This window comes from Streptococcus sp. HMSC062H02 (assembly GCF_001813005.1).
Classification (GTDB): Bacteria; Bacillota; Bacilli; order Lactobacillales; family Streptococcaceae; genus Streptococcus; species Streptococcus oralis_S.
In genome coordinates this window covers 116,054-128,281 of sequence record NZ_KV811100.1, presented here as the reverse complement: position 1 = coordinate 128,281, position 12,228 = coordinate 116,054, and the positions used below count along the sequence as shown (strand labels likewise).

General features: G+C 40.4%; 12 protein-coding genes. All 12 read right to left on the bottom strand.

The annotated features are described in order from the left end of the window. Window positions 1-44 precede the first annotated feature (44 nt). On the bottom strand, window positions 45-860 hold the full coding sequence (locus tag HMPREF2885_RS02615) for an endonuclease/exonuclease/phosphatase family protein (RefSeq protein ID WP_070656984.1): 816 nt from the start codon (window positions 858-860) through the stop codon (window positions 45-47). Window positions 861-911: 51 nt separating this feature from the next. Beyond that, a complete protein-coding gene (locus HMPREF2885_RS02610; RefSeq protein ID WP_083307377.1) occupies window positions 912-3,098 on the bottom strand; it encodes a PTS transporter subunit IIBC in 2,187 nt (728 codons plus the stop codon). A gap of 219 nt (window positions 3,099-3,317) precedes the next feature. After that, complete coding sequence (gene ftsX, locus HMPREF2885_RS02605) at window positions 3,318-4,244, bottom strand: permease-like cell division protein FtsX (RefSeq protein ID WP_000625556.1); 927 nt, start codon at window positions 4,242-4,244, stop codon at window positions 3,318-3,320. Then, entirely contained in the window at window positions 4,237-4,929 is a 693-nt protein-coding gene (ftsE, locus tag HMPREF2885_RS02600) for a cell division ATP-binding protein FtsE (protein WP_000022272.1), read from the bottom strand. The genes ftsX and ftsE overlap by 8 nt, the downstream gene beginning before the upstream one ends. A 17-nt stretch (window positions 4,930-4,946) precedes the next feature. Beyond that, window positions 4,947-6,042 (bottom strand): peptide chain release factor 2 gene (gene prfB, locus HMPREF2885_RS02595; RefSeq protein ID WP_096753628.1). Its coding sequence is split into 2 segments (ribosomal slippage): window positions 4,947-5,969 and window positions 5,971-6,042, totalling 1,095 coding nucleotides; the frame shifts between segments, so codons are not numbered across the junction. Between the two features lie 110 nt (window positions 6,043-6,152). Then, complete coding sequence (locus HMPREF2885_RS02590; protein WP_000268643.1) at window positions 6,153-6,809, bottom strand: CBS domain-containing protein; 657 nt, start codon at window positions 6,807-6,809, stop codon at window positions 6,153-6,155. 466 nt (window positions 6,810-7,275) lie between these two features. Further along, window positions 7,276-7,986, bottom strand: coding sequence for an ABC transporter ATP-binding protein (locus HMPREF2885_RS02585; protein ID WP_000062207.1), 711 nt, complete (start codon window positions 7,984-7,986; stop codon window positions 7,276-7,278). After that, window positions 7,986-8,750, bottom strand: coding sequence for an ABC transporter ATP-binding protein (locus HMPREF2885_RS02580; protein ID WP_070656983.1), 765 nt, complete (start codon window positions 8,748-8,750; stop codon window positions 7,986-7,988). Before HMPREF2885_RS02580 ends, HMPREF2885_RS02585 begins: the two co-directional genes overlap by 1 nt. Further along, window positions 8,750-9,706: a branched-chain amino acid ABC transporter permease gene (locus tag HMPREF2885_RS02575; RefSeq protein ID WP_000856262.1), complete on the bottom strand. Its 957-nt coding sequence runs from the start codon at window positions 9,704-9,706 to the stop codon at window positions 8,750-8,752. The genes HMPREF2885_RS02580 and HMPREF2885_RS02575 overlap by 1 nt, the downstream gene beginning before the upstream one ends. 3 nt (window positions 9,707-9,709) lie before the next feature. Beyond that, on the bottom strand, window positions 9,710-10,579 hold the full coding sequence (locus tag HMPREF2885_RS02570; RefSeq protein ID WP_000941410.1) for a branched-chain amino acid ABC transporter permease: 870 nt from the start codon (window positions 10,577-10,579) through the stop codon (window positions 9,710-9,712). 119 nt (window positions 10,580-10,698) lie between these two features. After that, window positions 10,699-11,859: an ABC transporter substrate-binding protein gene (locus HMPREF2885_RS02565; protein ID WP_070656982.1), complete on the bottom strand. Its 1,161-nt coding sequence runs from the start codon at window positions 11,857-11,859 to the stop codon at window positions 10,699-10,701. 87 nt (window positions 11,860-11,946) lie between these two features. Further along, window positions 11,947-12,216, bottom strand: coding sequence for a YlbG family protein (locus tag HMPREF2885_RS02560; protein ID WP_042902526.1), 270 nt, complete (start codon window positions 12,214-12,216; stop codon window positions 11,947-11,949). Window positions 12,217-12,228: the final 12 nt, after the last annotated feature.

Sequence of the window (12,228 nt, the reverse complement as noted above, 5' to 3'; positions counted from 1 at the left end):
CAAGTAACTTAAAAGGTTGGAACCTCTGATTCCAACCTTTTTCATTATTTCCAGGTCAATACAGCATTCAAACCATAGTGATCACTGACTTGTGGACTATTTTGTCCATCAAAAACTACTTGTAAACTCTCTACTTCTAACTCTTTGGTCGTAAAGACGTAGTCGATTCGTAGTGGCTCGGTATTGCCTTTCCAACCATCAATTTCTGGTGGAACGGTATAGCTACCACTTCTTTCTTTCGCAACTTCAAACGCGTCTTGTAATCCTAATGGGCTAGCTAAAATCGCTTGATAGCCTTCCTGACCAGCTGGATTATTAAAATCACCTGCTAAAATCAGAGGTTTGTTCAACTCTTTTAGTACAGCCTCAAATCGTGCCCATTCTTCTTGGAAACCTTTACCCCACCAAGAGAGATGAACGCTTGCAAGAGCAAGTTCCTTACCTTCAACCTCTGTCTCAGCCAAGGCAACGCGACGAGTATGGTAGTCCGTTGGATCATCTACATCTGATACTAAAATCTCACGCGCCTTGATAGGTGTTTTGGATAAGATAGCTACACCTTCATGGTAGCGGTCATAACCAATATGATTGTAAGCCCAAGTCCAGTAGTAGTTTTTCCCTTTCTCAGCCAATTTTTCAACCAGAAGTCGGACATAGTGGTCCTGATGAATGGGTTCTGCTGATAGTAAAGCTTGATAGTGATTGTTAACCTCTACCTCAGGCGAAGTCATTTCTTGATTGATTTCTTGGAAACAAATCAAATCATAGTCCCTATCAAGAATGTCTTGGAGTAAGATTTGGAATTTTTCCTCTGCTTCCTTCTCCATCCAACTGTGGGTATTGAGTGTTAGAAATTTCATGCTTTTCTCCTAAAACAAGAGGTTGGAAAACAGCTTCCAACCCCAAGTATATTACAATTCTACTTTAGCAACTGCTGTTTTAGCTGCAAGAGAACCTGTTTGTTCTAGTTTAACTGATTTAAGGACATCACCATTTGTGAAGACAACCACTGTTGATGTTTTACGTCCTGCTTCTCGAATAGCATCCAAGTCAGCTGTGACAAGAAGATCACCAGCAACCACTTTTTGTCCTTCAGAGACATGAACAGTAAATGGTTTTCCTTCAAGACTTACTGTATCCAAACCAATATGAACAAGCACTTCAAGACCTGAGTCAGTGACAAGACCAAGAGCGTGTTTTGTTGGGAAGATACTTGATACAGTACCAGTAACTGGAGATACAATGTTGCCATTTGCTGGCTCTACTGCAAATCCATCACCCATCATTTTTTGAGCAAAAACTGGATCTTCCACTTGTTCCAAAGCAACAACTTGACCGTCAGCTACTGAGTAAACTTCTTCAGTTACACCCTTGTAATGTACAGTATTTTGTTGAGTTTCTGTCATTTGACTTGGAAGAGTTTCAGGAATTACTTCCCCTGAGTCAAGGATATCTTGGATATCAGATTTCAATACGTCAGCTTTTGGTCCGTAGATAGCTTGGACACCTTGTCCTTTCATGACAAGACCCATAGCTCCTTCTGCTTTCCATTGTTCCTCAGTACCAACGCGATCTGCGTCTTTAACAGTTACACGAAGACGAGTCATACATGCATCCACATCTACGATATTTGCACGACCACCAAGAAGGTTAATGATGTTTACGGCTTGAGAAGCTGCTGCAACTTTTGGAGTTCCAGGAGTTGCTTCTTCTGATGCTCCTTCAGCTGTTTCGTAGTTTCCGTTACGTCCTGGAGTTGCGTAGTTGAATTTCTTGATCATGAAGTTGGCAATGAAGTACATGATAACCGCAAAGAGAACAGTTACCCAGATAAAGTTAACGATATCCATACCAATACCAGCATTAATTGCCAATGGTGTACGAGTCAAGAATTCAATTGAACCGAATGAGTGGACACGAAGGTGAACAATATCTGCCATAGCAAAGGCAGCACCTTGAACTACTGAATAAACAAGGTAAAGCGGTGTTGCGATGAACATGAACATATACTCAATAGGTTCAGTAACCCCTGTCAAGAATGTTGCAAGGGCTGTCGCAATCATCATACCCTTGTATTGGTGTTTCTTGTCAGCATCAACATTGCGGTAGATAGCAACGATGACACCCATCAAGATACCAAATGAACCGATCATTTGTCCAACTTTGAAACGAGCTGGAGTGACTGTTGTAAGAAGGTGTTGGTATTGGTCAGCATTTGAACCTTTAAGGTTAACAAGGTCAGTTACCCATGCAAGCCAAAGTGGATCTTGACCAAATACTTGTGTTCCTTTTGCTGCACCAGTTAACACTTCGTATGTTCCACCAAGAGCTGTATAGTTCATTGGGATAGTCAACATGTGGTGAAGACCAAATGGCAAGAGCAAACGTTCCAAAGTACCATACAAGAATGGTGCAAGAACTGGAGCAGTTTCTTGTGAGTTGGCAATCCAAATACCAAAGTTGTTAATACCTGTTTGAACTACTGGCCAAAAGGCAGCAAGTAGAATTGCAGCAATAGCTGAACGAAGAATAACGACGAATGGTACGAAACGTTTACCATTGAAGAATGAAAGGGCATCAGGAAGTTTACGGAAGTTGTAGTATTTGTTATAAGCTGTTGCCCCAACAAAACCAGAGATAATCCCTACGAAAACCCCCATGTTAAGCGCTGGTGCCTCAAGAACGCTGATAAAGTAGTCAGCAACCTTGATTGAACCACCAAAGAAGGTAGTAACCATTGCTTCAGGGTTTTTCAACATATCACCTGTAACACCGAAGATAGTACCTGTGATACGGTTAATCAAGATAAAGGCAAGTCCGGCTGCAAATGCACCACCTGCACGTTCTTTTGCCCAGCTTCCCCCAATAGCAAGGGCAAACAAGATATGAAGGTTACCGATAACCCCCCAACCAATTTGCTCAAGGATTCCACCAGTAATCACTAGAGGAGCAAGGTTTGGGTCGATCATCACGATTGATTTACCGATTGAGATCATCAATCCCGCCGCTGGCATAACGGCGATAACCACCATTAAAGCCTTACCGAATTTTTGCCAAAATTCGAAAGACAAGACATTTTTGAATGTAGCTTTCATCATTCAAATCTCCTTTATTTTATTTAGGCAAACGTTTTACGAAAACGTTTGCATTTGGTTATGTATTAATTATACCACTTTTATTTTTTTTGTAAAGGCTTTTATAAAAAAATTGTCTATTTTTTTTAATTTTTAAAAAAGAAAAAGAGAAGTTTACGAAAACTTCTCTTTTAAATATGTATTATTTTTCTGATTTGTTCTGCAATTTGCATTTAAATCCAACTAGATCTTCAAGAATCGACGCATTGAAATCCCTGAACCAATTGAACCAATGAAAATTCCGATTATAAATAATAGGACTGTCATCAGAGGGATAAACACATCTGGAGTAATCATTGACAAGTTTTGACCTACCAAGGATTTATTGACCGATTGATAAACCATATTGTAAACAAAGAATACAAGGACTGAAGGAATTGCTGCACCAAGCAAGCCAATAAAAGCACCTTCTAGCAAGAATGGACCACGAATATAGCCATTTTTTGCTCCTACAAGACGCATGATCTGAATCTCACGACTACGTGAAATAATAGTGATACGAATGGTATTGGAAATGAGGAAGACTGCGATGAAAATCAAGAGCCCTGCAATAACCAATCCCCAAACACGGATAAAGGAAGCCAATTCAAAAAGTCGTTGAGTGTTGGCTCCACCATCTTGAACCTCTGATACTCCCTCAATTTTCTTAGCTTCTTCAGCTACCGTTTTAACATCACTCGGAGAATTTGTATCGACGATATAGGCATCATAGAGAGGGTTTGCATCCCCTTCAAAGACCTTCCAATCGTCACCCATTGTTTCCGTTAGTTTTTCGTACTGTTCTTCTTTACTTGAGAAGGTAACACTTTTAACAGCAGGCATAGCTTTCAAAGCATCATAGACCTTGTGGTAGTCATTATTGGTAACTGTCTGACCTTCTTTTTCAATCGTTTCACTGTTATCAGCTACATCCTTACGAATGTAAACCATGACCCGAACATTGTTTTCAATGTCGGTAGCTAGTTTCGCTGTATTAAAAATTACAGATGCAAACAGGGCAACAAGTGTCAAGGTAATCATAACCGAACTCACTGCTGCTACTGTCATCCAGCCATTTCGTTTTAAACTTTTTAATGATTCAAATAAATGGCGAAAAAATCTACTAATCATCGTATCCATATTCTCCTTTAGCTTCGTCACGAACGACACGGCCATTTTCAATGGCAATGACACGGTGGCGCAAGGTATTTACAATCTGACTATTGTGGGTTGCCATCAAGACAGTAGTACCTTGGAGATTGATGCGTTCCAACAGATTCATAATTTCCCACGAATTATCTGGGTCCAAGTTTCCTGTTGGCTCATCGGCAATCAATACCTTAGGATTGTTGACAATCGCGCGAGCAATCGCAATCCGTTGCTGCTCTCCACCTGAGAGTTCATTAGGGAAAGAGCGAACCTTATGTTTCAAACCAACCAGGTCCAATACTTCCATAACACGTTTTTTGATGTTGCGACGGCTCTCACCGATTACTTCCATTGCATAGGCAATATTCTCATAAACGGTCTTCTTAGGCAAAAGTTTGTAATCCTGAAAGACTACCCCGACACTACGACGTAGTAGTGGGACATCTTTCTTCTTAATTTTAACTAAATTAAAGCCTGCAACTGATAGGCTTCCTTTTTCGATCTTTACTTCACGATATAAAGCTCGAATAAAGGTTGACTTCCCTGCCCCAGAAGGTCCTACAATATAGGCAAACTCTCCTGGTTCAATGGTAACAGACACACCACGCAAGGCAGTCGTCCCGTTGTCATACTTTTTGACAACATCTCTCATTTCAATGATTGACATATGAGTTCCTTTCTATCTTAGCTGATTCGCCACTTGAGGTAGGCATCGATAAAACCATCAAGGTCTCCATCCATCACCTTATCTACCTGAGCAACTTCAAAGCTTGTACGGTGATCTTTTACCATAGTATAAGGCGTGAAAACATAAGAACGGATTTGGCTTCCCCATGTGATTTCTTTTTTCTCACCTTTAAGGGAATCAACTTCCGCAGCTTTCTTTTCTTGCTCCATTTGATAGAGCTTAGCCTGCAACATCTTCATGGCACGATCTCTATTTCCATACTGGGTACGATCGACCGTTGATTGGACGACAGTGCCCGTAGGAATGTGTGTCAAACGCACACCTGTTGAAACCTTATTGACGTTTTGTCCACCAGCGCCACCTGAACGGAAAGTATCCATTTTGATATCATCTTCACGAATCTCCACTTCGATGGTATCATCCAACTCAGGCATAACCTCTACGGATGTAAAGGAAGTATGGCGTCGTTTGGCAGAGTCAAATGGCGAAATACGGACTAAACGGTGAACACCCATTTCTGATTTAAGTAGGCCATAAGCATTGGGTCCTTCAAAAGACAAGGTCACAGATTTGATACCCGCTTCATCACCAGCCTGGTAATCCAAGACTTCTACTTTAAAGCCTTTGGCATTTCCATAACGAGTGTACATACGAAGCAACATATCGCCCCAGTCCTGAGCCTCAGTACCACCAGATCCTGGATGGATTTCCAAGATTGCATTATTATGGTCATAAGGTTCTGACAAGAGAAGGGTCATCTCGTAGCTGGTCATCATCTTATCCAGTTCTGTCAACTGTTCGACCAGTTCATCATGGACTGACTCGTCTTCTGCTAAAAAGTCCAATAAAATCTCAACTTCATCCTGTAACTCTTCCATTTTACGGAAGGTGTTGTAGGTGTTTTTTAATTCATTTAATTCTTGCGACGTTTTTTGGGCCGCGATATTATCGTTCCAAAAATCAGGTTCTGTCATCTTGTTTTCCAAGATGGCAATCTCTTCCTCTAAGCCTTCGAGGTCAAAGAGACCCCCTAAAAGAAGCTAATTTTTCACGATTTGCGTCAATTTTTTGACGAATTTCTGAAATGTCCATAGATACTCCTTTTCATATCGTTTTATTATACCATAATCTCTCATTTCTTTCCATATTTTGCTTTTCACCGCTTTTGATGGCAGAAGAAAAGAGGCTCTAAAGCCTCTTGTTTAAAGGACTTTAGCAGAGGTATGAGTGATCTCCTCCACTTGAATTCCTTCTTTTTCAAACTTGTCCTTTAATGCAGTCAAATCGATTTTTCCATCAATTTGAACTTCGATAACGACCTTGCCATCCTTACGTGGAATGTTAACAGTATGGGAAATATTTAAATCCTCTTCTACAATTAAAGCTACAATTTTCCCCAGTACTCCGACTTCATTTTCTGTAATGAAACGAACACGAATCCCCTCTTCTCCGTATCCAGCGATTTCCAAGAAAGCCTGAAAAACATCGCGGTCTGTAATGACGCCGTAGACCTGATGATTGTCTACGACTGGTAATATCCCAATTTTATTTTTCAGCATCAGGTAGGTCGCATCTTCTAGACTAGCATAGCCAGAAACCGTCACGACATCTCGAATCATTACATCTTTTACTTTGGTTTTATTCAGAAGATAATTCATCTCATAGATAGAGAGACTGGTTGCTTTAGATGGGCTGGCTTCCGCAATGGTTCCTTCTGTTACCAATCCGACTAATTGATCGTTTTCGATAACAGGTAAACGGTGCAAACCTTGCTCGCGCATCAAATCTGCTGCGTGTGCTACAGTCGTATCTGGACTGATATAAACTACCTTACGGGTCATGAAATCTTTAACTGCCATGAGACTTCTCCTTCTATATTGCTACTTTTATTATACACTTTCTTAGAAAATCTATCAAACGCTTTCATCTCTTTTTCAAAATTTTGAATAATCTGAGTCTTTTACAAAAAAGAGCTCTAATCTAGAGCTCTATATGTGCAAGTCAGCAAACATTATTTATATTTCTTTCTGTTGTTAAGGATACTAGCAACTAGTATTGGAAACCTATTATCATCTCCGTCCACAACCTAAACTAGTCTCCCAGACTAGAGGAGAATTTCTTGCGCAATACTTATCCGCAGACTAAAACAATCCACTGGATCTGATGATTGCTACGCAATCCTTATCTACCGACTAAAAAGGTCCCCCGGACTATAGAGGGATTACGTGCGCAATCTTCATCAACAACCTAAACTAGTCTCCTAGACCAGAGGAGAATTGCTTGCGCAATCCTTATCCGCCGACTAAAACAATCCACTGGATTGTTTTAGCCACCTAGATATGCTTTTCTGACTTCATCTGATGCTGCGAGTTCTTTTCCTGTTCCTGATAGGACAATCTTTCCTGTTTCAAGTACATAACCACGGTCAGAGATAGCAAGGGCCTTGTTAGCGTTCTGTTCAATTAGGAGAACCGTTGTTCCTTGCTTCTGAATATCTTGAATGATATCAAAAATTTCTTGGATAAAGATTGGGGCAAGTCCCATTGACGGCTCATCCAAGAGAAGGAGCTTAGGTGTAGACATGAGAGCGCGTCCCATAGCCAGCATCTGCTGTTCACCACCTGAAAGAGTTGCCGCATCTTGGTTTTTACGCTCTTCCAAACGAGGGAAACGTGAAAAGACTTTTTTCAAGTTGGCTTGATTTTCTTCACGATTTTTCTTCAAGAAAGCTCCCATTTCCAAGTTTTCCATAACAGTCAAGCCTGGAAAAACATGGCGTCCCTCAGGAACTTGTGAAAGACCACCTGCCACGATTTTTTGCGCAGGCAACTTTTGAATTTCTTTTCCCAAAAACTGAATTTTACCAGCACTTGGGCGAACCAAACCTGAAAGGGTACGAAGAATGGTTGTTTTACCAGCACCATTGGCACCAATCAAGGAAACAACTTCACCTTCATTAACCTCGAAACTTACATCACGAACTGCTTGGATCATACCGTAATGCACAGAGAGGTTTTCAACTTTTAACATAGACATTAGGCTTCACCTCCTAGATAAGCTTCGATAACGCGTTTGTTTTTCTTGATCTCATCCGGAGTCCCATGAGCAATCAACCGACCATATTCAAGAACATAGATACGCTCAGTGACTTCCATAACCAAATTCATGTCGTGTTCAATGAGCATGATGGTAATTCTAAATTCATCTTTGATACGACGGATTAGTTCTGTCAATTCAGCTGTTTCTTGTGGATTCATACCAGCTGCAGGTTCGTCCAAAAAGAGGATCTTAGGTTCAGTTGCCAGAGCACGAACAATTTCTAATCGACGTTGTTGACCATAGGCCAGATTCTTGGCAAGAGTATTTGCGTCACCATCCAAATCAAAAATCTTCAGCAAGTCCAAAGCTTTGCTTTTTAATTCTTCCTCATTCTTATAAAAAGCTGGTAGGCGTAGGAAGCTCGCAAGGACATGTTGTTTATGATGATTGCTAAATGCAATCAAAACATTTTCCAAAACTGTCAAGTCCTTGAACAAACGAATATTTTGGAAGGTACGACTGAGACCAAGTGAAGCAATCTTATAGGGAGTTTTCCCATTTAGGAGATGACCATCTAGTGTCACAGTACCTTCGCTTGGTTCATAAACACCGGTCAAGAGATTGAAAAGGGTTGTTTTACCAGCACCATTTGGTCCAATCAGACCAACCAATTCTCCCTCGTTCAATTCAAGAGTGACATCTCCAACAGCTGTTAGACCGCCAAAATGTTTGGTTAACTGTTTAACTTCAAGTAATGCCATTAGTTTTGTCCCTCCTTCTTAGATTTTTTAAAGAAACGTGATAGACTCAATTCCCATGTCCCAAGAAGTCCACCTGGTCTGAAAATCATAACCAATACAAGAGCCAAGGCGTAGATGATCATACGTACGCTAGCTACATCTTGAAGGAGCATATTTAAAATTCCTAAAACAATCGCTGAAACGATGGTACCAGTAATAGATCCAAGTCCACCAAATACAACGATAATCAACACGTTGATGGAATTAATAAAAGTGTAATCTTTTGGGACGACAGAACCGATAAAACCAGCCTGAAGTGAACCAGCAATACTTGCTGTAATGGCACCAAAGACAAAAGCGATAATCTTGATCTTTGTAGTGTTTACTCCAACGGATTCAGCAGCAATCTCATCCTCACGAACAGATAGAGTAGAGCGTCCAATTGGACTACGTAAGAAGTTGAGAGTTGCAATAGTTGTAATCACTACAAAAAGATAAACCATTTGCCAGTTGGTAAAGTTTGGAATACCCAAGATACCAGCAGCACCGTTGGTCAAACTTCCACCATTAATGATAAAGATACGAATGATTTCTGAAACACCTAGTGTCGCAACAGCCAGGTAGTCACCCTTCAAACGGAGTGTTGGAATCCCAACGAGCAAAGCGACTGCACCAGAAATCAAAGCGCCCAAGACCATTGCTCCAAAGAAGGCACCATAGGTTGGTGATTTTGAACCAATAATCGCTGCTGCATAAGCCCCAATTGCCATAAAACCTGCATGGCCGAGTGAGAATTGGCCTGAAAAACCAACGATTAAGTTCAAACCTACTGCAAGGATGATATTAATCCCAATTTGTTCTAAAATTTGGACATGGAATAGATTGAGAACACCAGCAGAAACCAGTACACTAATCAATCCATAACCCGCTAACAGAAGGAATAACCAGAGAATATTTACTTTAAGATTTGTCTTCATTGTTTACACCTTCTCTTTCACATTCTTACCAAGGATACCTGCAGGTCGAACAATCAGGATCAAAAGCAAGATTCCATACACGATAGCATCACGGAAATCAGACATACCGAAGGCAGTAGCAAATGTTTCCAACAAGCCAATCACAAATCCCCCTAGAGCTGCACCAGGAATAATTCCGATACCACCAAGTACGGCCGCAACGAATGATTTTAGACCCGGAGTCACGCCCATCAAAGGTTCAAGAGAGTTGTAGTAAAGGGCAATGAGGACACCTGCTGCACCAGCAAGAGCTGAGCCCAAAGCAAAGGTAAAGCTGATTGTGCGATTTACATTAATTCCCATCAATTGAGCTGCGTCACTATCAACTGATACCGCACGCATGGCTTTCCCCATTTTTGTTTTTTGGACGATCAATTGCAATAAAACCATCAAGAATATAGAAACTGCTAAAATCATCAATTGAACATTTGTCAAGCTAATTGGTCCCAAGTCAAAGCGGACTGTTTCAATTGCTTGAGGAAAGGCACGAGTATTGGCACCTACTAGATAAACCATTCCGTATTCCAGTAGGAAAGAGACTCCGATGGCAGTAATCAATACAGCAATACGTGTAGAGTGTCGCAAAGGACGGTAGGCAAGAAACTCAATCACAACACCAAGTAGTGCAGTTCCAGCCATTGAAATAATTAAAGCTAAAAAGAAATCCATTTGGAAAGAATTAATCAAAAAGTAACCAATAAAGGCACCCATCATGTAAATATCGCCATGGGCGAAGTTGATGAGTTTGATAATTCCATAAACCATGGTATAACCCAGAGCTAAAAGTGCATAAACACTACCCAGAATTAGACCATTCACAAGTTGTTGGAGCATAGCATTCACTCTTTTCTATCGTAATTTTTTAGAAAATTTCATTATTTTCACAAGTTCATAAACACCGAAACAGGGAGTGAGTCAAAGGCTCATTCCCCATTTCAATTACTATTCTAATGTTATGGTTTTACAACTTCTGCTTCTTCAACTTTACCATTGTTCATGGTCATCATGTAAGCAGTTTTCACTGTATTGTGGTCAGCATCAAAGCTTGTTTGACCAGTTACACCATCAAAATCTTTGGTTTTAGCAAGGTTGTCCTTGATTTCACCTGAGTTTTTAGCACCTTTTGCAGCATTTGCTACTAGGTAAACTGAATCATAGGCTAAAGCTGAGAATGTTGAAGGCTCTTCGTTGTATTTAGCACGGTATGCTTCAAGGAAAGCTTTAGCTTTTGCAGAAACATCAACTGTAGTTGAGAATCCTGAGATGAAGTAAATGTTTGATGCTCTTTCAGCAGTTGCTTGTTGAACAAATTCTTCACCGTTAAATCCATCACCACCAACAATTGGTTTATCAATTCCCATACCACGAGCTTGGTTTACAATTTTACCTGCTTCAGTGTAGTAACCTGGAACAACGATAGCGTCAAACTCTTTCCCTTTCATTTTAGTAAGGGCTGCTTGGAAGTCAGTATCACCTGCTACAAACGTTTCGTCTGCTACAATCTCACCCTTGTAGGCTTCACGGAAAGATTTAGCAATACCTTTAGCATAGTCACTAGCATTGTCAGTATAAAGAACAACCTTCTTAGCATTCAATTTGTTTGTTACATAGTTAGAAATGATCTTCCCTTGGAAGCTATCTTGGAATGTTCCGATAAATAGGTAATCTTGACCTTTAGTCAAACCGTCTTGAGTAGCACTTGGTGAAATCAATGGCACTCCGGCTTTAGTAGCGTTAGCTACAGCTGCAGCAGTTGCACCAGATGTCGCAGGTCCTACAATAGCTGCTACTTTTGATTGGGTAACAAGGTTTGTTGTAACAGAAGCTGCTTCAGCAGTTTCTGACTTGTTGTCTTTGTCTACAACTTCGATTTGTTTTCCATCAATTCCACCTGCAGCGTTGATTTCGTCTACAGCAAGCTGGGCACCTTTTTGTTCAGCTGTACCGTAAGCTGCCACAGCACCTGTCTCTTCAAAGTTAAAACCGATCTTAATCGTTTTTTCGTCCACTGGATTTCCAGTTGTGTTTGACGCACCTGACTTGACCTCTCCACAGGCAGCAAGAAGAGCCACACTAGCAAGAGCCACAAAAGATAGGGCAAATTTTTTCTTCATTTTTAATCTCCTTATAGTTGTTTCAAAAATTGTATGTTAAGAATATACCGAATTATCAGAAAATTGTCAATGTATTTATTTAACTTTTTAAATGATAACGTTTTCTTCGGTCCGATAGAGATTCCCAACGAAGGGAGTTTCTAGCTCTTGAATATGGCAACGTCTAATTTTCTTGATATATCTTTCCTTACCTAATCTCTCAACTAAGTCATCTAACTCCTCAGTTGGAACATAGAGCTGCAAGTAACGATGTTTTTTGGAATGGTAACAGATATCACCGTATTCCTGAAGTTTTTTTGCATCTCGATTATAGTAGAGATAGATGATTAATCCTGATCGATTTGTTTTTTCAAACATGAGGAATCCTCT